This is a genomic window from Candidatus Palauibacter scopulicola (assembly GCF_947581915.1).
Taxonomy (GTDB): Bacteria; Gemmatimonadota; Gemmatimonadetes; order Palauibacterales; family Palauibacteraceae; genus Palauibacter; species Palauibacter scopulicola.
This window is the reverse complement of record NZ_CANPWG010000030.1, coordinates 25,791-46,312: the sequence shown is the minus strand read 5'-3', so window position 1 is coordinate 46,312 and position 20,522 is coordinate 25,791. Positions and strand designations below refer to the sequence as shown.

Here is a 20,522-nt window from a genome sequence, read left to right as displayed (position 1 = left end):
CCGTTCCCCGCGGTCCGGCCGAATCCCCGCCCCCCGAGCTTCTCCCTGCTACGAGCCCAGGTGCGCCCAGTCGGGCAGGACGCCGGGTTCGATCCCGAACAGGAGCGGCCCCAGGGCGCGGAAGATCAGCGTGATGACGATCGCGCCGATGAGGTTGAGGAACAGCCCCACCCGCGCCATCTCCGCGATCCTCACCCGGTTGCTCCCGAACACCACGGCGTTGGGCGGCGTTGCCACCGGCATCATGAAGGCGCACGAGGCGGAGAGCGTCGCCGGCACCATCAGCAGGAGCGGGTGAACGCCGGTGGCGACGGCCACGGCCGCGAAGATCGGGAGCACCATCTCCGTCGTGGCCGTATTCGACGTGAGTTCGGTGAGGAACGTCATCGCGAGGCAGATGACGAAGATCAGCACGAGCGGCGGCACGGTCGACAACCCGCTGAACCCCTCCCCGACGAACCGCGCCAGCCCCGTGGTCTGGAAGCCGTGCGCGAGCGCGAAGCCTCCTCCGAACAGCAGCACGATGTTCCACGGGAGCCGTCGCACCACGCCGGGCCCCATGACCGTGGCGGTCTTTGCGCCGGGCGACCGCGTCGGCACGAGGAAGAGAACGCAGGCCATCGTGATCGCGACGGTGCCGTCGTCGATCAGGTGGCCGTAGGGCAGGAGCGACGACCACCCCGGGATCGTGAGCCGGCCGATCTCGATCGGCGCGCGGAACACCCACAGCAGGGCCGTCGTCGCGAAGACGGCGAGGATCGCCCGTTCCTCGAAGGCCACCGGGCCGAGCTTCCGCATCTCCGACTCCACGACTTCACGGTCGACCGAGACGTCGTCGGGCACGCGGAAGAAGACCCGCGTGATGAGGATCCACGCGAAGACGAGCATGAGCGCCGCGATCGGGAGCGCCATGACGAACCACACACCGAAGGAGATGTGCGGGGCGTCCGGGAAGGTGATCGCGAAGATGCGCTGGAGGGAGAGGTTCGGCGGCGTGCCGACCAGCGTGGCGATCCCGCCGGCGGAGCAGGCGTACGCGATCCCGAGCATGATCGACACGGAGAAGGCGCGCGTCCGGCCACGACCGAACTGCTCCTCCATGCGGAGGATGACGGCCAGTCCGACCGGGACCATCATGATCGCGGTGGCCGTGTTCGAGATCCACATGGAGAGGAAGGCCGCCGCCAGCATGAAGCCGAGCACGATGCGCGCGGGGCCGCCGCCCACCGCGCGGATGACCCAGAGGGCGATACGCCGGTGCACGTCCCACTTCTCCATCGTGAGCGCGATCATGAAGCCGCCGAGGAAGAGGACGATGGTGCTGTTGAAGTAGATGGGCGCCGTCTCCCCGGTCCGTTCGATTCCGAGGACCGGGAACAGGAAGAGCGGAAGCAGCGCGGTGGCGAAAAGGGGAATCGCGTCGGTGATCCACCATGTGGCCATGAGGACGGCCACCGCCGCCATGCGGGTGACCTCGGGCCGTCCCGGCTCGAGGTCGAGCAGGAGCATCAGCAGGAAGAGGAGCGGTCCGAGCCACAGCCCGATGCGCTGGCCGCGCGAGCGCTTCCCGGACCTGTCCTCCGAACGGTTGTCTGCCATGAGCGTCCTCACCGCTCCGGGCCCCGGGTGTCGACCCCGCCCGCGCGAGGTCCGGCGTGCGGCGCCCGAGATGGCGCGCCGCGGCGGAGGAACGTACCATCCGGCGCGGGGCGCCGCGTAGTTTCCTCTCACGGGCCGCTGGGCTAACTTTGCGTCCCTTTGCCACGTCGCAGCGACAGTGCCCGGCTCGACCGGGGTCGCTCGTGCCCCCGCCGCGGGCCGCGATCACGAAACCCACGAAGAACGGTGACAAGCTAGATGTTCGGTTCGGTACGATGGCGGTTGGTCTGGATCGCCGTTCTGATAACCGTTTGCGGTTTCGCCCTGGTGCCCGAGACCATCGTCGACGAAGTGACGGGCGAGTCCGAGCGGGTCTGGCCGCTCAAGCTCGGACTGGATCTGCAGGGCGGCATGCAACTCACGGTCGAGATCTACGACCCCGAGGGCGCCCTCAGCGGTGAGGATCTTGACGATGCGGTCGACCGCACGCTCACGACGATTCGGAACCGGATCGACGAGTTCGGCGTCCGCGAGCCGACGATCCAGCGCTCCGGCAACCGCATCATCATCGAGCTCGCGGGGGTCGACAACCCGGAGCAGGCGAAGCGGATCGCCACGGAGACCGCGTTCATGGAGTTCAAGATCGTCACGGACGGTCAGGAGTTCATGGACGCCCTGGAGCGGATCGACCGCGCGATCGTGAACGCGGTGGGGATCGAGAACCTCCAGGTCACCACGCTGGAGGCCGAGCCGGAAGTCGACCTCAGCGACATCCTCGGCGGCGCCGCCGATTCCGCCGTGGCGGAGGATGCGGCCAACGAGGAAGGCGCGGCCGAAGCCGAGGATTCGGCCGACGGGGCCGACGGAGATGATCCGGCCGGCGATTCGCTCGCGACCGGGGAGGAGGCTGTCGACGCCGTGGATGAAGCCACCGCGCGGCCGCTCTCGGCGCTGCTCGGACAGGGACGGATCCTCGGCGAGTATCTCGTGCCGCAGGAGGATCAGCCTACTGCGGCGGCGTGGCTGGAACTCGAGGGCGTCCGGGAAGCGCTCCCCCGCGGCGTCACGCTCCATTGGGGAGTGGAGCAGGTCGGGGCGGGCGCGGGATCCTACGTGCCGCTCTACGTGCTCGAGGCGGAACCGCTCATCACCGGCGACATGCTCCAGGATGCCGGGCCGGCGAACCGCGACCCGACCTTCAACCAGCCGATCGTTCCGTTCGAGACGACGCGGCGCGGCTCGCGGGTCTTCGAGCGCGGCACGGCGCGCAACATCGGCCAGAACATGGCCATCGTCCTCGACGACCGGGTCCAGAGCTACGCCGTCATCCGCAGCGTTCTGAGCCGGCGCGCCCAGATCGAACTCACCCCCGGAGCGTCCTTCCAGGAGGCCCAGGAACTCGCGCTCGTCCTTCGGGCCGGCGCGCTGCCCATGCCGATCGAGGTCGTCGAGGAGCGCAACGTGAGCGCCTCGCTCGGCGAAGACTCCATCCGGCAGGGCCGCACGGCCTTCATCATCGGGATCGTCGGCGTGATCATCGTCATGATGATCTACTACCGGGCGGCGGGAATCCTCGCCGTCGGAGCGCTGCTCACGTACGTCATCTTCATGCTGGGCGGTCTGGCCGGCCTCGAAGCGACGCTCACGCTGCCGGGCATTGCGGGTCTCATCCTCTCCATCGGAATGGCGGTGGATGCGAACGTCCTCATCTTCGAACGGGTGCGCGAGGAGCTCGCGGCCGGGAAGACGCCGCGCACGGCGGTGGACGCGGGATTCGGCAACGCCCTGTCGGCGATCGTGGACGCGAACCTCACCACGCTCATCACCGGGATCATCCTCTTCCAGTTCGGGACCGGCGCGGTGCAGGGCTTCGCGGTCACGCTCTGCATCGGGATCCTCGCGTCGTTCTTCTCCGCGATCTACGTGACGCGGACGCTCTTCATCATGTACCTGAACCGACGCGGCTCCCGGGAGTCCGTAAGCATATAGGAACGAAGTCACCATGAGGGTCTTCCAGAACGCGCACTACAAGTTCCTTTCCATGCGCCGGCCGGCGTACTTCGCGTCGGCCGCGATCATCACGATCGGTCTCCTGTCGATCATCTTTCGCGGCGGGCTGCGGACGGGCGTGGAGTTCACGGGCGGCGTCCTGCTCGAGGTGCAGTTCACCGAGACGACCGATGTGGGCCAGATCCGCGACGCATTGACGGCCGGGGGCACGACGGGGGTCCAGATTCAGCAGCTGCGGACGGTCGGAGCGGAGACGTACGACTTTCTGCTGCGCGTGCCCGTCGGGGAGGAAGAGGACCAGAACGCGATCCGGGACCAGATCAGGGCAAGCCTCGAGACGCAGTACTCCGCCGGGAGCTTCGAGATCGCGCGCGGCGATACGTTGAGCGCCAAGGTGGGCGACGAGTTCCAGCGCACGGCGGTCATCGCCGTACTGCTGTCGTTCCTCCTGACCCTGATCTACCTCGCCTTCCGTTTCGAGTGGCGGTTCGGCGTCGCCGCCGTCATCGCGACCGTGCACGACATGCTCATCACATTCGGGTTCATCTCGCTGTTCGACATCGAGATCAACCTCGCGACCGTCGCCGCAATTCTCACGATCATCGGCTATTCGCTCAACGACACGATCGTCGTCTTCGACCGCGTGCGGGAGAATCTCAGAAAGAAGCGGAAGGAAGCGTACGACGCGACGCTCAACCGCAGCCTGAACGAGACGCTGCCCCGCACGGTCCTCACCAGCGGCACGACGCTGATCGCGCTGTTCTCGCTGGTCGTCATCGGGGGCGCCGTGATTCGGCCCTTCGCGAGCGTGCTCATCATCGGCGTGCTCATCGGGACGTATTCGTCGATCTTCGTCGCGTCTCCCGTTCTCCTCGAGATTCACGACCGGGCGCGCCGGCGCTCCGCGATCGCCGCCCGCACCTAGCCTTCCTGGGTGACCGGGCCAACGGTGACCGGTACGGGGGCCGGGACGACGCTCTTCGATTCGCACCTTCATCTGACGGCGGACCGCTTCGCCCCCGATCTCGGCGCGGTGGTGGACCGGGCCCGCGCGCGGGGCGTACGCCGGATGGTCACGGTCGCCTCGGACCCCGAGGACGCGGAGCAGGCCGCGGCGCTGGCCGCCCGGACGCCGGGCCTGTGGGCGACGGCGGGGCTCCATCCGCACGCGGCGGACCGGACCTCGGCCTCCCTCCTGAGCGAGATCGAGCGCATCGCCGAAGCCCCTGAAGTCGTCGCGATCGGTGAGACGGGGCTCGACTTCCACTACGACAATGCGGCCCGACGGCCGCAGCTGGAGAACTTCGAGGCCCACCTCGGGATGGCGGCCCGGCTCGGTCTGCCGGTCGTCGTACATTCGCGCTCAGCGGAGGCCGAGACGGCGGAACGGGTGAGAGAGTACGGCGACGGCGCCTCCGGCGTGCTGCACTGCTTCACGGGAGGCGAAGCACTCCTCCGTGCCGCCCTGGATGCGGACTGGTACGTCTCCTTTTCGGGCCTCATCACCTTCGTCCCCGAGTTGGCCGAGTGGGCCCGCGCGGTTCCGGCCGACCGGCTCCTGATCGAGACGGACGCCCCCTACCTCGCGCCCGCCCCCCGCCGCGGACGCCGAAACGAGCCCGCCTACCTTACACACACATGCGAGCGGCTGGCGGAGGTGCGCGGCACATCCTTCGAGGAGGCCGCGGCGCTCACGGCGGCGAACGCGCGCCGCTTCTACGGCGTGGAGGGCGCGGCGTGAACCGCCGGGGGGCGGGCGGCGTGCAGATCCTGCCCGACCACGTCGCGAACCAGATTGCGGCGGGCGAGGTGGTCGAGCGTCCCGCCTCCGTCGTCAAGGAACTGGCCGAGAACGCGGTCGATGCCGGGGCGCGTCGCGTCGAAGTCGCGCTCCGCAACGGTGGGAAGACCGAGATCCGGGTCTCGGACGACGGGAGCGGGATGAACCGCGAGGACGCCGTGCTCGCCCTGGACCGGCACGCGACGAGCAAGATCCGGAGCGTGGATGACCTGCGAAGCGTCCGCTCCTTCGGCTTCCGCGGCGAGGCGCTGCCCTCCATCGCGGCGGTCAGCCGTTTCGAACTGCACACGGCGCTGAGTCCGGAAGAGGGCGTGCGGGCGCGGGTCGACTTCGGGCGCATCCGCAGCGTGGACGACGTGCCGCGCCGGCGCGGCACGACGGTGACGGTCCGGGCGCTGTTCCACGACCTCCCGGCACGCGCAAAGTTCCTTCGGAGCGCGGCCGCCGAGACGCGGGCCGCGGGCGAGGCCCTCGTGCTCCTCGCGCTCGCGAACCCGGCCGTCGGTTTTCGGCTCGAGTCGAATCGCCGCGTCTCCATGGATCTCGCCCCCGCGCGGGACTGGCTCGGACGGGTCGGACAGCTGTGGGGCGACCTCGCGCCCACGCTCATTCCCGTGGAGGATGCGGGCGGCCCGGTGCGGGTCCGGGGCTTCATCCAGCGGCCCGATGCGGCGCGCGCGAGGGGAGGGCGCCGCTACACCTTCGTGAACGGCCGTCCCTTCCGGGATGCCGCTCTCCTGCGGCTGGTGGACGATGCGTTTCGGACCACGGTCATGGAGGGCGTCCGGCCGAGCCTCTTCCTGCGCATCGAAACGCCGCCCGCAGCGGTGGATGTCAACGTCCATCCGGCCAAGGCGGAGGTGCGTTTCCGCGACCGCGAGAGCGTCGAGGCGGCCGTTCGCGCAGCCGTGCGCGCCGCGCTGGCGCGGCTCGATTCGACGAAGCCGCTGGGCATCCCGGGCGATGCGCCGGACGCTGGGCGGGGCCTTCGAACGCCCTCCGGCGGTGGCGTCGCGAAACCCCGCGGCGAGCCGCCCGCGGAGATGCCGCAGTTCGCGCTCTTCGTCTCCGGGCGGGACGACGCGGGGGGGCCGGGCGAGCCCGGGGCCGACGCCGGCGCGAGCGGGCAGGGGGCCGAGACGGAGGCGCCGTTCGCCGGCCCGGAGCTGTGGCAACTCCACGACCGCTACATCCTGGCCGCGACCCGCGAGGGGCTCCTCATCGTCGACCAGCACTCGGCACACGAGCGAGTGCTTTATGAGGAGATCATGGCGCGCTTCGAAGCCGGAGGGGGCACCTCCCAGGCGCTCCTCTTTCCGGTCACCCTGCAGTTCTCGCCCCCGGAGGCCGAGGCGCTCGAGGATCTCGCCGGATTGCTCGCCCGGCAGGGGTTCGAGCTGGAGCCGTTCGGTGAGCGGACGTGGATCCTGACGGCGGCCCCGCAGCCCCACGCCCGGTTCGACGCCGAGGGCTGCCTGCGGGAGATGGTGCGGGAACTGGCGGAAGGCTCCCCGCTCGTGAACGCGGCGCGCAGCCAGCACGAGCGCGTCGCGATGAGCATGGCGTGCAAGGGAGCGATCAAGGCGGGCGAGCAGATCTCCCCGGAAGAGGCGAGGGAACTTTTCGACCGGTTGTTCGCGACCCCGCTGCCCGGACACGACGTCCACGGCCGCCCGACGATCGTGCGCCTGAGCGTCGAGGAGCTCGACCGGCGGTTCGGCCGAGGGTAGCCGCCGCACCCGTGGGGACTTTGCCCGTGCCGGTCATCGCGGGGCCTACCGCCTCGGGCAAGACAGCCGTCGCCATCGATGTCGCGCGCCGGCTGAACGGTGAAATCATCTCCATGGACAGCCGACAGGCGTACCGAGGTTTCGCCATCGGGACCGCGGCGCCGTCCGCCGGCGAACTCGCCTCCGCGCCGCACCACGGTGTCGGCTTTCTCGACCCGCGCGAGCGCTACGGCGCGGGTCGCTTCGCACGCCTGGCGGTCCGCTGGCTCGGCGAGATCCGGGCCCGCGGCCGTGTCCCCATCCTCGCCGGCGGGACGGGATTGTTCCTGCGGGCCCTCACGCACCCGATGTTCGAGGAGCCCCCGCTCGACGCGGCACGCCGCGCGGCGCTGCACGCGTGGCTGGACCCGCTCGAACGCGAGGAACTCGCGCGCTGGGCGACCCGCCTCGACCCGGTGCTGGCCGCGCGGCGGCGTCCGCTCGACCGGCAGCGGGCGGCGCGCACGGTAGAACTCGCGCTCCTGACGGGTGAGCCGCTGACCCGCTGGATGACGCGCGCTCCGGCCGACCGCCCGCCGCTGCGGACCGCGACCTATGTGTTGGAGTGGCCCGCGCCGCTCCTCCGCGAGCGGATCGAACGCCGCGCCGCGGTGTTGATCCGCGGTGGCGCCTGGCCGGAGGAGGTTCGCGACCTGCTGGCGCGCGGCCTGGACGGATCGCGCGCCTTCGACGCGCTGGGCTACGCGGATGTCGCGGCGCTCGTCCGCGGCGAAGCGGGAGTGGACGAGACGATCGAGCGCGTGTCGAGGGCCACCTGGCGCTACGCCCGCCGGCAGCGGACATGGTTCCGCCATCAGGTCCCGGAGAACGCCGTCGTGCTTCCGGTGCTGGACGGGTCGACGACACCGGAGCAACTTGCGCGCCGCATCGTGGCCGACTGGCGCGAATCAGGGTGAGGAAGGGATGATGAAGATCGGGATCACGTGCTATCCGACGTACGGGGGCTCCGGGGCGATCGCTACCGAGCTGGGGCTCGGCCTCGCCCGCAGGGGGCACGAGGTACACTTCATCTCCTATGCCCAGCCGTTCCGCCTCACCCACTTCATCGATGGCGTCTACTTCCACGAAGTCGAGGTCAATCGCTACCCGCTGTTCGAGTATCCTCCCTACTCGCTCGCGCTCGCCGTCACGATGCACGAAGTGGCGCGGCGCGAGGAACTCGACCTCCTCCACGTGCACTACGCGATCCCGCACGCGACGGCGGGATGGATCGCACGCGACATGCTCCGCGACGGAGGGCGCGACGTGAAGCTGGTGACGACGCTGCACGGCACGGACATTACGCTCGTGGGCCAGGATCCATCGTACTGGTCGATCACCCGCTTCTCGATCGAGAAATCCGATCGGCTCACCGCCGTCTCCGAGTGGTTGCGGGAGCGGACGCATCGCGACTTCGACTGCAGCCGCTGCGCGATCGAGGTCATCCCGAACTTCGTCGATCCGAAGATCTACGACCGGGAGCGCCACCGGGGCCGGCACCGGCTCGCGCGGGCCGGAGAGAAGGTTGTGATGCACATCTCGAACTTCCGGGCGGTCAAACGGATCCCGGACCTCATGGAGATGTTCGCGCGGATTCAGCGCGCCCTGCCGGCTCGCCTCATTCTCGTGGGAGACGGTCCGGAGCGGCAGCGCGCGGCGGAGATCGCCGCGGAGCTGGGCATGGCGGAGCGCGTCGTCTTCCTCGGCAAGATCGACTCCGTCGCCGAACTCCTCGCCGGCGCGGATCTCTTCCTCCTCCCGAGCGAGCAGGAATCCTTCGGTCTGGTGGCGCTGGAAGCGCAGGCTTCCGCCGTTCCCGTGGTCGGGTCCTCCGGGACGGGCCTCGACGAGGTCGTGGAGCACGGTGTGACCGGCTACCTGCATCCCGTCGGAGCGGTCGACGCCATGGCGACATCGGCGATCTCGCTGCTGAGCGATGAGGCGCGCTGGGACGCGTTCTCGAGCGCCGCGCGGGACCGTGCCCTGGCACGCTTCACGATCGACCGCATCGTTCCCTGCTACGAGTCGCTCTACCGCGACGTCCTCGCCGACGGGGACGGCTCCCGGGTTGCGACCGAGTGAACGCGTTCGAAGCCTTCGTCCTCGGCGTCGTCCAGGGCCTCACCGAGTTCCTGCCCGTGTCGAGTTCCGGGCATCTCGTGCTCGGGCAGGCGCTGTTCGGGATCGAACTCCCCGGTGTCGTGTTCGAGGTCACCGTGCACGTCGCGACGCTGTGCGCCGTGTGCTGGGTCTATCGCCGGCGCCTCGCGGCGCTGCTCCGCGGCGTGTGCTCGGCGGATCGCGGGAGCCTCCGGGACGTCGGCCTCCTGGCCGCGGCCACGCTCCCCGCCGCCGCCGTCGGGGTCGGTCTGCGGGGCGTGCTGGAGCCCACATTCGAGCGGCCCGTGCTCGCGGCGGCGCTGCTGCTCGTCACGGGCGGCGTCGTCTGGTCGATCCGGCGCCTGTCTCGCCGGGGTACGCGCGCACGGCCGACGGTCGCCGGGGCGCTGGCCGTCGGGCTGGCGCAGGCCCTCGCCATCCTGCCGGGCATTTCCCGTTCCGGGAGCACCGTGGCCATGGCGACCGCCGCCGGCGTCGAGCCCCGCCGCGCCGCCGAGTTCTCTTTTCTCCTCTCCATCCCCGCGATCGGAGGGGCGGCGGTGCTGCAGGCGTCGGATCTCGGCGAGGCCGGACTCGCGGCCGGGGTGCTGCCCCTCGCGGTCGCCTTCGCGGCTTCGGCCCTGTCAGGGGTGTTCGCCATTCGTATCTTCCTGCGGACGCTTGAACGGCGGGTATTCCACCGCTTCGCCTGGTACTGCTGGCTCATCGGCGGAGGGTACCTGGCCGCGGCCGCGATCTGGCCGGCGCTGCGCGGATGACGGTTGAATGACTGACGTCGGAGCGACCATGCTCGCAGAAGAGGCAGAAGACTGGGGCGGGGAGTCCGTCGCCGCGCTGCGCGAGCACTGGGACCGGGAGTCGGTCTTCACCTTCGACCGCATCCCTTCGACGAACGACCTCGCCCGCGAGCTGGCGGAGGCCGGGGCGCCGTCCGGCACGATCGTGCTCTGCCGCGAGCAGACGGCCGGGCGGGGAAGGGGGGGGCGGAGCTGGGCGTCCCCGGCGGGGGCGGGCGTCTATCTGAGCATGGCGTTCCGCCCGCGTGAAGCCACCGTCCCGCCGCTCGTCACCGTCGTGGCCGGCGTCGATCTGGCTCGCGAACTGAACCGGCGCTTCCCGGGCCTCGGCTCGGCCGTGAAGTGGCCCAACGACCTCATGGCGCGGGATCGGAAGCTCGGCGGCATCCTCGCGGAAACGGCCCGGGCAGACGGCAAGGAGATGTTCCTCGTCGTCGGCGTCGGCATCAACGTCGAGTCCGATCGGCTGCCGGATGACGTGGTCGGAGCGGTGGCCCTCGCCGACTGCGTGGGTTCGGCGCGCCTCGTCGACGTCGCGGACGCGGTGGTGGCGGGACTCGAGCGCCGACTTCCCCGTGCACCGACTTCACTCGACGCGCCTTCGCTCGATGAACTCGACCGTCTCGACTGGTTGAAGAACCGTTGGGTCGAGCACCGGCTCTCGGACCGCGAACCCGCCGTGGGCCTCGCGGCCGGGATCGCTCCGGACGGCGCCCTCCTCCTGCGGCCGCGCGGGGGCGCCCTGCGCCGCGTCGTCGCGGGTTCCATCGCTCTTGGCGGAAGCTGATCCCATGCTCCTCACCGTAGACATCGGGAACACCGAATCCGTCCTCGGCTGGTTCGAGGATCTCACCCCCGTACACACGTGGCGGATCGCGACGGATCGCCGCCGAACGGCGGACGAGATCGGACTCCAGATCCGCGGGCTGCTCGGGGCCCGGGACCTGCCCGCTCCGGAGCGTATCGTCGTCGCTTCCGTCGTCCCCGTGCTGCACCGGGTCTGGCTCGCGGTGGGGGGAACCCTCGACGCCCCGCTGCGCTTCCTCAACGGCGGCTCTCCCATCCCCGTGCGGCTGGACGTCGACCACCCCCTCGAAGTCGGCGCCGACCGCATCGCGAACACGCTCGCCGCCGCGGAACTCTACCGTCGCGACACCGTCGTCGTGGATCTCGGGACGGCGACGACCTTCGACTGCATTACCGCCGATGGCGTCTTCGTGGGCGGCGTCATCGCGCCCGGGCCCACGGCCGGCACGGACCAGCTCGCGCGCGCGACGGCGCAACTCCCGCAGATCCATGTCGAAGAGCCAGCCCGGGTCATCGGCCGCAATACGAAAGACTGTCTGCGGAGCGGCGGGTTCTACTCGGTGGTGGAGGGGATCGACGGCATCGTGCGGCGGATCATCGAGGAATGGGAGCGCGAGCCGCTCATCGTGGCGACGGGCGGACTCGCGCGGGTCGTGGGACCGCACTGCCGCACCGTCGACCGCATCGAGCCGGCCCTGACGATCACCGGTCTGGCGATCGCGGACCGGTATCTGTTCGAGTCGCCCGCCGGCTCGGACGGCTAGCGGGCCGACGTCAGTTCAGGACCCGCGGAAGAAAGCGGCGCTTCCGCAGCACTTCTCCTTCATCTTGTTCGCGAACTCCGGATTGATCATCCGCACGATCAGGTAGAAGACCGCGACGAAGATCGCGACCTTCACGACCATCCACACCAGGGGCAGGACGACGGAGAAGAGGATTCCCGTCACCCACAGACCCACCGCGCCCGCGGCCACCAGCACTACGGCTGCACGAAACATGTCGACCTCCCTTTCTGGCCCGCCCCTACGATACGTGTACGGGCCGGGTTTCATAACCCCGCGCCCCTTGATCGGAACCGTGCACCCGCATATCTTCGGCTCGCCTTGGCACTCGGCGCACCAGAGTGCTAACAGCCGCGGGGTCCCTCGCGGCTTTCATCGGAAGGATCACCCAACACCGAAGGTCCAAGGAGGGACAGGCAAGATGGCAACCGCCTCGAACACGAAACTGAACATCTCCCCCATGGCCGACCGCATCGTCGTCGCGCCGCTCGAAGAGACCGAGGAGATGCGCGGGGGTCTGTACATTCCGGACACCGCGAAGGAGAAGCCGCAGCAGGGCACCGTCGTTGCCGTGGGCCCCGGCCGCATGAACGACGACGGTGAGCGCATCCCGATGGAAGTCAACACCGGAGACCGGGTCCTCTACGGCAAGTACGCCGGGACCGAGGTTTCCCTGGATGGCGATGACTATCTGATCGTGAAGGAAAGCGACGTTCTGGCCGTCCTCTAGCCGCTGGAGCGGGAGACGGCGGGTCAAACCGTTGACTGACGCGCCCGGATGACCGGGCGAAGGAGACGAAATGGCGAAGGATCTTGAATTCGATACCGCGGCACGGCAGCGCCTGAAGGCGGGCGTGGACAAGCTCGCGCGCGCGGTCAAGGTCACGCTCGGCCCCAAGGGGAGGAACGTGGTCCTTGAGAAGAAGTTCGGCAGCCCGACGATCACGAAGGACGGCGTGACGGTCGCGAAGGAAGTCGAGCTGGACGACCCGGTCGAGGATCTCGGCGCGAAGATGGTGAAGGAAGTCGCGACGAAGACGTCCGACGCGGCGGGCGACGGCACGACGACGGCGACGGTGCTCGCGCAGTCGATCTTCACCGAGGGCCTCAAGAGCGTGACGGCGGGTGCGAACCCGATGGCGCTCAAGCGCGGCATCGACAAGTCCGTCGAAGCGATCGTCGCGAACCTCCACTCGATCTCGGTCGAGACCTCGGGCAAGACGGAAATCGCCCAGGTCGCCGCCATCTCGGCGAACAGCGACCAGGAGATCGGCGAGCTGATCGCCGACGCGATGGAGAAGGTCGGCAAGGACGGCGTCATCACGGTCGAGGAGGCCCGCGGCCTCGAGACCGAGCTGGAGACCGTGGACGGGATGCAGTTCGACCGCGGCTATCTCTCGCCGTACTTCGTCACGGATCCGGACAAGATGGAGGTCGTCCTCGACGAGCCGATCATCCTGATCCACGACAAGAAGATCTCGGCCATGAAGGACCTGCTGCCGGTCCTCGAGAAGGTCGCCCAGATGGGCAAGCCTCTCCTGATCGTGGCGGAGGACGTCGAGGGCGAGGCGCTCGCCACGCTCGTCGTCAACAAGCTGCGCGGAACGCTCAAGGTCGCGGCCGTCAAGGCTCCGGGCTTCGGCGATCGCCGGAAGCAGATGCTGCAGGACATCGCGATCCTCACGGGCGGCCAGGTGATCTCCGAGGAACTCGGCTTCAAGCTCGAGAACACGGTGGTCGGCGACCTCGGCCAGGCGAAGCGGATCGTCATCGACAAGGACAACACGACGGTCGTCGACGGCGCCGGTGACGCGGACCGTATCCAGGGCCGCATCAGCGAGATCAAGGTCGCGATCGACAAGTCCACGTCGGACTACGACCGCGAGAAGCTGCAGGAGCGGCTGGCGAAGCTGGCCGGCGGCGTGGCGGTCATCAACGTCGGCGCGGCGACCGAGACCGAGATGAAGGAGAAGAAGGCTCGGGTCGAGGACGCGCTGCACGCGACGCGCGCGGCCGTCGAAGAGGGCATCGTGCCCGGCGGCGGCGTGGCCCTGCTGCGGAGCCAGGGGGCGCTGGAGGGCGTCGAGGGTTCGGACGCCGACGAGACGATCGGAATCCGGATCGTGCGCCGCGCGGTCGAGGAGCCGGTTCGCACGATCGCCTCGAACGCCGGAGCCGAGGGCTCGATCATCGTCGAGAAGGTGCGCGAGGCCCAGGGCCGGAACACCGGCTACAACGCGGCTACGGGCGAGTACGAGGACATGGTGAAGGCGGGCGTCATCGACCCGACCAAGGTCACGCGTACGGCGCTCCAGAACGCGGCCTCGATCGCGGGTCTGCTGCTCACGACCGAAGCCGTCGTCGTGGAGCGGCCCGAGGCGGAGGATCCCGCGGCGGCCGCCGGCGGCATGCCGGGCGGTGGCATGGGCGGGATGTACTAGCAGCCGCCTTGCATGGCGGGGGCGGAGAGCCGTCTCCCGCCGCCAGCTGTTCGGGAAGTGCGAGAGGCCCGGCTTCGGCCGGGCCTTCGCGCATCCGCCCCCCGCGGTTAATGTCCTGCGATGCGATACCTCGGATCCAGCCTCGCCCACCCCGGACCTCCGGCGGCTCGCGCGCGCGCCGCGCGGTCGACGCTGTGGCTCGCGGCCCTGACGCCGCTGGCCTGCGCCGACGCAACGGGCCCCGCTGACGAACTCTGTCCCGTCGCGGCGGGGCGCGGCGCGAATCGCGTCACGATGTCCCTCGTGGCCGGGGAGATGTGCGTGCTGCCGGCGGCGGGTGTCCAGGTTGTGGAAATCGGGGCCGGCAACGCCGCGGCGGAGTATCTGCTCGTCGTGCAGAGCGCTCTGCGCAGGCCGGGGGCGACGACGCGTCTCAGACTCGATGCCCGGGCGAGGGGGGGGGCGGCGGCGCGGGTTCCTCCGCTCGCCGCTCCCGCACGCGCGCTGCCGGCCGACGCACTCGACCTCGAGAACGACAGACGCCGCCTCGAGGAAGCATCGCGGGCCGACCTCACCTTGCGGACCAATGCCCGCCGCGCCGTGCGGGGTGCGCGTCCGCTCCGCCCGGCGTCCGCCGCCCCGCCGGCCCCGGGCATGGTGCGCGCCAACCAGGCCCACGCCGGCCCGACGCCCCCCGCCGTCGGCGACACCGTGACCTTCAGCAACGCGGTGCATCCGAATCTCGACGTGGACTGCGACGGAATCCACGACGTCGCCGCCGTCGTCCGCGCCGTGGGCCCCAACTTCGCGATCGTGGAGGATCTCGACGCGGCCGGCGTCGTGCCCGGCGACGGCTACGAAGCCGTCCTCGGATCGCTCGAGTGGTCGGTTCTCCCCGTGCTCACGGCGTATTTCGGCGAGCCGGCGGACATCGACGGAAACGGCGTCGTATGGGTCCTGTTCACGCCCGTCGTGAACCGGACCACGCCCCGCGACAGCGAAACCAGGATCCTGGGGTTCTTCAATCCGGCCGACCTGGCCGACCCCGAAGACTGCCCGGCTTCCAACGGGGGGGAGATCCTCTACCTCCTCGCCGCCGATCCCGACGGGCGGTTCTCCAAACCCGTACTCGCGCAATTCGCGACGACCGGGGCCGTCGGCGTGGCCGCGCACGAACTGGCGCACCTCATTTCGGCCGAGCGCCGAACCGTGCTCGCCCGGGGGTCGTTCGCCTCCCTCGAGGAAACCTGGCTGAGCGAGGCGCTGGCGCATTCGGCGGAGACGTTCGTCGGGATGTCGAGGGTGGGCCTGAGTCCCGGCGGCAACTACGACTTCGCGGAACTCCTTGCCGACTCCGAAAACTTCGGAACCTATCTCTTCCCGAACCTCCGCCGTTCCGCGTTCTACCTGCTCGGGCCGCACCGGACCCCCGCGCTGGGCGACGCCCATGCGCGGGACCCGGACGGAATCTCGTCGCTTGCGATGCGGGGCTTCGGATGGCTCTTCCTGCGCTGGTTCGCGGACCAGTACGCGACGCAGGGCGGCGGACGGCTCGGCGGAGCCGCGGAGGAGGCCATCTTTCACGACCTGGCGGGAGGCGGGGTCGCTCGCGCGCGCGGCGTGGAGAACGTCGAGCGGGTCGCCTCGGCGTACGGCGCGCCGGGCACATGGGACGACCTGCTCGCGGCGTGGGCGCTTGCCCCCATTGCGGATGACCTGCCCGGCGCGCCTTCATCGACGCAGGTGAAGACCCTGCACCTTCGCGATGTGTTTGCCGCCCTGCACCGGGAACTGGAGGGAAGGGTTCCCTTCGCGCGCGCCTTCCCGCTGGAGGCGATGGACATTCCACTCGCCGACGGGACGGATGCCCGGATCGACTTCGAACTCGCCGCCTCGACGGGCTACTATTTTCAGCTTGTGAGCGAGGGGCCGCACCCGGACGTCCGTCTGAGGCTCACGACCCAGGCCGGGCTTCCCGTCCCTTCTTCCGAGGGCGTCCGCATCCTCGTGCTCCGGACGCGTTGACCGTGCCGACCCTCGCGGGCACGGATCGCGCAGGACGGGTATCTTGCCCGCCGGAGGGCGCCGGCCGGCGGGAGGATCTGCCAGGGAGCCGGCGGCCGTCACGGACCGTGCCAGAGAGATCGAACGGTGAGACACGCAGGCCGAGCATGCTGAGACTGTGCGGCGGAAGGCCACGCTCGTCGGGCCCTGACGGCCTCCCGCGTCCGCTGGCAGCCGTGCTCTCCGGTCTCGCGCTCGCGGCCTGCGGCGGCGGTACGACGGACCCGCCACCGCCTCCTCCTCCGCCTCCACTCGCCACCGGGTGCGGCGGAGATGCCACAGCGTCCGTATCCGTCACGCTCGACCTGGCCCCCGGCCAGCACGTCACGCTCGACAACTCGGCGGATGTGCGCGCCTTCAGGCTGGCGGGCTCGGACGTATCCCGCGACTACGAGGTCATCGTACAGAGCGCCTCCCAGGCGCCCGGCCAGAGCGTTAGCGGCTGTATACGGGTGCGGGCCGAGCGGGCCTCCGGAAACGTGACCCCGTCCCAACCTCCGCGTCTCTCCGGCGGAGGGGGAGAGTTGAGCCGCGACCTTCGCCGCCGGGAGTCCTGGTTCGCCCGCGAACGCGTGCTTCGGGAGCGGGAGCTGCGGGAACTCGCCGCGGTCGGCGCACAGCCCATACGCTCCCGAACGCCGGGGCTCGATCCCCTGAGCCTGACCGATGCCCTGCGGCCGCCGGACCTCGGGGACACCCTCTCCTTCAGGGTCGGCGTGGGCGCGAATCTCGTCGTGAACTGCCGGAACCCGACGATGGTCACGGGCGAAGTCAGGTACGCGGGAGAGCACTTCACCATCGTGGAGGATCTCCAGTTCCACAGTCAGCCGGACAGCGACCGGTTCTCGGAGGCCGAGTTCGAGGCGATCGGCCGACAACTTGACGAAGTCGTGTATCCGGTGGATGTGGCCTACTTCGGCGAACCGGCGGACATCGACAACAACGGGACCGTGTTCGCCCTCATCACGGCCGAGGTGAACAAGCTCACGCCCGCGGGAGAGGAGAGCGTCGTCGCCGGCTTCTTCCTGGCGCGCGATCTCACGACCAGATCCAGCTGCGAAGCCTCGAACGAAGGGGAGATCTTCTATCTCGTGGGCCCGGATCCGGACGAGGACTACGGCTCGGACATCAGCATCAGCTTCGCGAACGCGCTTGCGCGGTCGACGGTCGCGCACGAGTTCGCCCACCTGCTCAACACCCAGCAGCGCGTCACGCTCGGGAGCGGGAACATCTTCGGCGATCGAGAGGTCGCATGGCTCGATGAGGGCATGGCCCACCTTGCGGAGGAGATCGCCGGCCTGCGGGCCGCGGGGCTCGGGACACGATCCAACCTCGATCTGGACATGATCACGACGAGCGAGGAACAGCTCACCGCCTACAACCACTTCCACGTCGTGAACCAGATTCGCCTGGGGCGTTTCCTGCGGGGCGGATGTCCACCGGATCCCAACGGTCCGGCGGCGGCCCCGGCACTCGGCGACGCGTCCGGCGAAGATCCCGGCGGAGTGGAATCCCTCTCGTTCCGTGGTTTCGCGTACGGGTTCGTACGCTGGCTCGGCGACCAGTTCGGGGCGTCCGGGAGCGGGGGAGCGCTGCCCGGGAGTCGGGAGGAGGAGCTGTTCCGGTATCTGACTTCGGGCGGGCCCGCGCATTTCAAGGGCGTCACCAACGTGGAGCGCACGCTCCAGGCGGTCGCCGGAGTGAACATCGAATGGGAGGAACTCCTCTCGCTGTACCTCACCTCTCTCATCGCGGATGACCGCGCGCCGGCCGACGCGGATCCCCGGACGCAGTGGACGACCTGGAATCTCGCGGCGCTGTACCGACAACTCAGCGAATCCAATCTCGGCAACCGGTGTCCGTTCACCCGCGACTTCCCGCTCACGCCATCGCGGGTAAACGTGCACGTATCGACGAACAGCTCGACCGAGTTCACCGTGAACTCCTCCACGGGGCGCTACCTTTCGCTCGTGACCTCCGGCGCGACGCCCGACCTGGTGGTGGAAGTCATGGACCCCGCCGGGGCGAACCTGCCCGGACGGACGCAGGCGCAGGTCACCGTCCTGAGGACGCGCTGAGCGCTCCGCCCCGGACAAACCGGTGCTTGGCGATCCGCGCACCCGACCCTAGCTTCCGCTGCCACCGAGAGTCGAACCCAACATCGTACATCGACGGGTAGGCCGATGAACGAATCCCCGATTGCCATCACGCTCCCCGACGGTTCTCCGAAGCGGCTGCCGCGCGGCTCGAGCGCCGCAGACCTCGCTGCGGCGATCGGTCCCGGACTGGCCCGGGCCGCCGTGGCCGCGCGCGTTGACGGCGTGCTCACGGATCTGTCGGCCGCCCTTCCCGACGGGGCGCAAGTCGCGATCGTGACGCGCAGCGACGAGGACCCCGACGCCCTCTACGTCCTTCGCCACTCCGCGGCGCACGCGCTCGCCACCGCCGTGCGCGAGCGATATCCGGGGGCGGGGATCGGCTTCGGCCCTCCGATCGACGACGGCTTCTACTACGACTTCGAGGTCCCGGCCCCCTTCACGCCGGAGGACCTGGAAGAGATCGAGCGCACGATGGCCGAGGTCGCGGGGGCGGACGACCCGTTCGAACGCCGCGAGGTGACGCGCGACGAAGCCCGCGCACTGTTCGCGGACGACCCGCTGAAGCTCGAGCGGCTGGACGAGATCCCCGAGGACGAGGCGATTTCCGTCTATCGGAACGGCCCGTTCCTCGACCTGTGCCGGGGACCGCACGCCCCCCGCACGGGCGAGATCCGCCATTTCCGCCTTCTCAGCGCCGCGGGGGCCTACTGGCGGGGCGACGAGCGCCGGCAGATGCTCCAGCGCATCTATGGCACGGCCTTCTACTCGCGGGAGGCGCTCGAGGCGTACATCGCGCGCGTCGAGGAGGCCCGCAAGCGCGATCACCGGAAGCTGGGCAGGGAACTCGACCTGTTCTCGATCCAGGACGAGATCGGGCCCGGGCTGGTGTGCTGGCACCCCAGGGGCGCGCGCGTGCAGCTCGAACTGAGGCGCTGGATCGAAGACCTGCAGGAGGCGCACGGCTACCAGTTCGTCTACACGCCGCATATCTCCAGCGAGGCGCTCTTCCGGCGCTCCGGGCACCTCCCGAACTACGCGGAGAACATGTACCCCCGCATGGAGGATGAGGACGGCGAAGCGTTCCGCGTGAAGCCGATGAACTGTCCCGGCCACATCACGATCTACGCGGCGAACCCCCGCAGCTACCGCGATCTGCCGGTGCGCCTGGCCGAGGTCGCGAACGTGTACCGTAACGAGCGGTCGGGGACGCTGCACGGGCTGCTGCGCGTGCGCATGCTCACCATGGACGACGGACACGTCTTCTGCACTCCGGAGCAGATCGAGGACGAGATCTTCATCTGTCTCGAACTCGTGGACACCGTGATGACGACGCTGGGCCTCGACTACCGGTTCGATCTCTCCACGCGCCCGGACGGGGACAAGCGGATCGGGGGCGACGAGGTGTGGGACGTGGCCGAGGGCGCCCTGCGCGATGCGCTGGAGCGCGGCGGGCTCGAATACAAGCTCGACGAGGGCGGCGGCGCGTTCTACGGCCCCAAGATCGACATCAAGTACAAGGACGCGATCGGGCGCGAGTGGCAGGGCGCCACGATCCAGCTCGACTTCAACCTGCCGGAGCGGTTCGAACTCGAATACATGGGGACGGACAACAAGCCGCACCGCCCCGTGATGATCCACCGCGCCATCTTCGGCACCCTCGAGCGCTTCACGGGCGTGCTCATCGAGCACTTCGCCGGGGCGTTTCCCCCGTGGCTCGCGCCCGTCCAGGTCCGCGTGCTCCCGATCACCGACGCACACGCGGCGGCCGCCGGGGACATCCGGGACCGGCTCGCCGCGGAGGGCCTGCGGGTCGAACTCGACGCCCGCTCCGACACGCTCGGCTACCGCATCCGCGACGGCGAACTGCAGAAGGTCCCCTACCTCCTCGTCGTCGGCGACCGCGAAATCGAGGCCGGCACCGTCGCCGTCCGCGCCCGCGGCGCCGACCGCAAACAGGAAGTCGTCCCCCTGGCCGACTTCGTATCGCGTATCCGTCAGCGCGTGGAGACCCGGTCGCTCAAGGCGTGACGTCTACCAGTGCTCCCGCGGGCGGTCGTTGACAGGGAGGGCGCTCGGGGGCACTTTCCGGGCGTTGAAAAACTGACAAGCGGGGCCGCGATGCCCCCACCCTATCGGCGCACGGAATCGTGCTGCTGCCGGGTCGATGGTGCACTCCTCCCGAGGGGCGTGCCTTCGTGCCCGGTCGGCCGTCGCCGAACCGGGCTTTTCTTA

At 69.7% G+C, this 20,522-nt stretch carries 16 protein-coding genes; 14 read left to right on the top strand and 2 right to left on the bottom strand.

Going from position 1 to position 20,522, the window contains the following annotated elements; translation table 11 throughout:
- Positions 1-48: 48 nt before the first annotated feature.
- The gene (locus RN743_RS05965) at positions 49-1,599 is read right to left on the bottom strand and encodes an SLC13 family permease (RefSeq protein WP_310777518.1); all 1,551 of its coding nucleotides are present in this window, start codon (positions 1,597-1,599) and stop codon (positions 49-51) included.
- A 327-nt stretch (positions 1,600-1,926) separates the two neighbouring features.
- On the opposite strand from RN743_RS05965, the gene secD reads away from it, so the two are divergent.
- The 9 genes from secD to RN743_RS05920 are packed head-to-tail and all read left to right on the top strand — an operon-like array spanning position 1,927 to position 11,668.
- Positions 1,927-3,588, top strand: a complete 1,662-nt coding sequence (gene secD / locus RN743_RS05960; RefSeq protein ID WP_310777515.1) for a protein translocase subunit SecD — start codon at positions 1,927-1,929, stop codon at positions 3,586-3,588.
- 13 nt (positions 3,589-3,601) lie between these two features.
- Positions 3,602-4,534, top strand: a complete 933-nt coding sequence (gene secF / locus RN743_RS05955) for a protein translocase subunit SecF (protein WP_310777513.1) — start codon at positions 3,602-3,604, stop codon at positions 4,532-4,534.
- A 24-nt stretch (positions 4,535-4,558) separates the two neighbouring features.
- Positions 4,559-5,350 carry a TatD family hydrolase gene (locus RN743_RS05950; RefSeq protein WP_310777511.1) on the top strand — a complete coding sequence of 264 codons (792 nt, stop codon included), beginning with the start codon at positions 4,559-4,561 and terminating at the stop codon, positions 5,348-5,350.
- Entirely contained in the window at positions 5,347-7,140 is a 1,794-nt protein-coding gene (gene mutL / locus RN743_RS05945; RefSeq protein ID WP_310777509.1) for a DNA mismatch repair endonuclease MutL, read from the top strand. Before RN743_RS05950 ends, mutL begins: the two co-directional genes overlap by 4 nt.
- Positions 7,141-7,166: 26 nt before the next feature.
- Positions 7,167-8,096, top strand: a complete 930-nt coding sequence (gene miaA / locus RN743_RS05940; RefSeq protein ID WP_310777506.1) for a tRNA (adenosine(37)-N6)-dimethylallyltransferase MiaA — start codon at positions 7,167-7,169, stop codon at positions 8,094-8,096.
- Between the two features lie 7 nt (positions 8,097-8,103).
- Complete coding sequence (gene bshA / locus RN743_RS05935; RefSeq protein WP_310777503.1) at positions 8,104-9,261, top strand: N-acetyl-alpha-D-glucosaminyl L-malate synthase BshA; 1,158 nt, start codon at positions 8,104-8,106, stop codon at positions 9,259-9,261.
- Positions 9,258-10,058 (top strand): undecaprenyl-diphosphate phosphatase, encoded by an 801-nt coding sequence (locus RN743_RS05930; protein WP_310777500.1) that lies wholly within the window; start codon positions 9,258-9,260, stop codon positions 10,056-10,058. The genes bshA and RN743_RS05930 overlap by 4 nt, the downstream gene beginning before the upstream one ends.
- A gap of 7 nt (positions 10,059-10,065) precedes the next feature.
- Positions 10,066-10,884: a biotin--[acetyl-CoA-carboxylase] ligase gene (locus RN743_RS05925; RefSeq protein ID WP_310777497.1), complete on the top strand. Its 819-nt coding sequence runs from the start codon at positions 10,066-10,068 to the stop codon at positions 10,882-10,884.
- 4 nt (positions 10,885-10,888) lie between these two features.
- Complete coding sequence (locus RN743_RS05920) at positions 10,889-11,668, top strand: type III pantothenate kinase (protein ID WP_310777494.1); 780 nt, start codon at positions 10,889-10,891, stop codon at positions 11,666-11,668.
- A gap of 15 nt (positions 11,669-11,683) precedes the next feature.
- On the opposite strand, the gene RN743_RS05915 is transcribed toward RN743_RS05920, so the two are convergent.
- Entirely contained in the window at positions 11,684-11,902 is a 219-nt protein-coding gene (locus tag RN743_RS05915) for a hypothetical protein (RefSeq protein ID WP_310777491.1), read from the bottom strand.
- Positions 11,903-12,107: 205 nt separating this feature from the next.
- On the opposite strand from RN743_RS05915, the gene groES reads away from it, so the two are divergent.
- From groES to thrS, 5 genes are all read left to right on the top strand, one after another.
- Complete coding sequence (gene groES, locus RN743_RS05910) at positions 12,108-12,416, top strand: co-chaperone GroES (RefSeq protein ID WP_310777488.1); 309 nt, start codon at positions 12,108-12,110, stop codon at positions 12,414-12,416.
- Positions 12,417-12,486: 70 nt separating this feature from the next.
- Complete coding sequence (gene groL / locus RN743_RS05905; protein WP_310777485.1) at positions 12,487-14,127, top strand: chaperonin GroEL; 1,641 nt, start codon at positions 12,487-12,489, stop codon at positions 14,125-14,127.
- Between the two features lie 120 nt (positions 14,128-14,247).
- Positions 14,248-16,152: a hypothetical protein gene (locus tag RN743_RS05900; RefSeq protein WP_310777482.1), complete on the top strand. Its 1,905-nt coding sequence runs from the start codon at positions 14,248-14,250 to the stop codon at positions 16,150-16,152.
- 146 nt (positions 16,153-16,298) lie between these two features.
- Complete coding sequence (locus RN743_RS05895; RefSeq protein WP_310777479.1) at positions 16,299-18,269, top strand: hypothetical protein; 1,971 nt, start codon at positions 16,299-16,301, stop codon at positions 18,267-18,269.
- 105 nt (positions 18,270-18,374) lie between these two features.
- The gene (gene thrS, locus RN743_RS05890; RefSeq protein ID WP_310777476.1) at positions 18,375-20,318 is read left to right on the top strand and encodes a threonine--tRNA ligase; all 1,944 of its coding nucleotides are present in this window, start codon (positions 18,375-18,377) and stop codon (positions 20,316-20,318) included.
- Positions 20,319-20,522: the final 204 nt, after the last annotated feature.

What these genes read in the sequence shown, in the direction of transcription:
- RN743_RS05965 (WP_310777518.1), bottom strand. Translation starts at nt 1,599, where the DNA reads ATGGCAGACAACCGTTCGGAGGACAGGTCCGGGAAGCGCTCGCGCGGC.
- secF (WP_310777513.1), top strand. Translation starts at nt 3,602, where the DNA reads ATGAGGGTCTTCCAGAACGCGCACTACAAGTTCCTTTCCATGCGCCGG.
- bshA (WP_310777503.1), top strand. Translation starts at nt 8,104, where the DNA reads ATGATGAAGATCGGGATCACGTGCTATCCGACGTACGGGGGCTCCGGG.
- RN743_RS05925 (WP_310777497.1), top strand. Translation starts at nt 10,066, where the DNA reads ATGACTGACGTCGGAGCGACCATGCTCGCAGAAGAGGCAGAAGACTGG.
- RN743_RS05920 (WP_310777494.1), top strand. Translation starts at nt 10,889, where the DNA reads ATGCTCCTCACCGTAGACATCGGGAACACCGAATCCGTCCTCGGCTGG.
- RN743_RS05915 (WP_310777491.1), bottom strand. Translation starts at nt 11,902, where the DNA reads ATGTTTCGTGCAGCCGTAGTGCTGGTGGCCGCGGGCGCGGTGGGTCTG.
- groES (WP_310777488.1), top strand. Translation starts at nt 12,108, where the DNA reads ATGGCAACCGCCTCGAACACGAAACTGAACATCTCCCCCATGGCCGAC.
- groL (WP_310777485.1), top strand. Translation starts at nt 12,487, where the DNA reads ATGGCGAAGGATCTTGAATTCGATACCGCGGCACGGCAGCGCCTGAAG.
- RN743_RS05900 (WP_310777482.1), top strand. Translation starts at nt 14,248, where the DNA reads ATGCGATACCTCGGATCCAGCCTCGCCCACCCCGGACCTCCGGCGGCT.
- RN743_RS05895 (WP_310777479.1), top strand. Translation starts at nt 16,299, where the DNA reads ATGCTGAGACTGTGCGGCGGAAGGCCACGCTCGTCGGGCCCTGACGGC.
- thrS (WP_310777476.1), top strand. Translation starts at nt 18,375, where the DNA reads ATGAACGAATCCCCGATTGCCATCACGCTCCCCGACGGTTCTCCGAAG.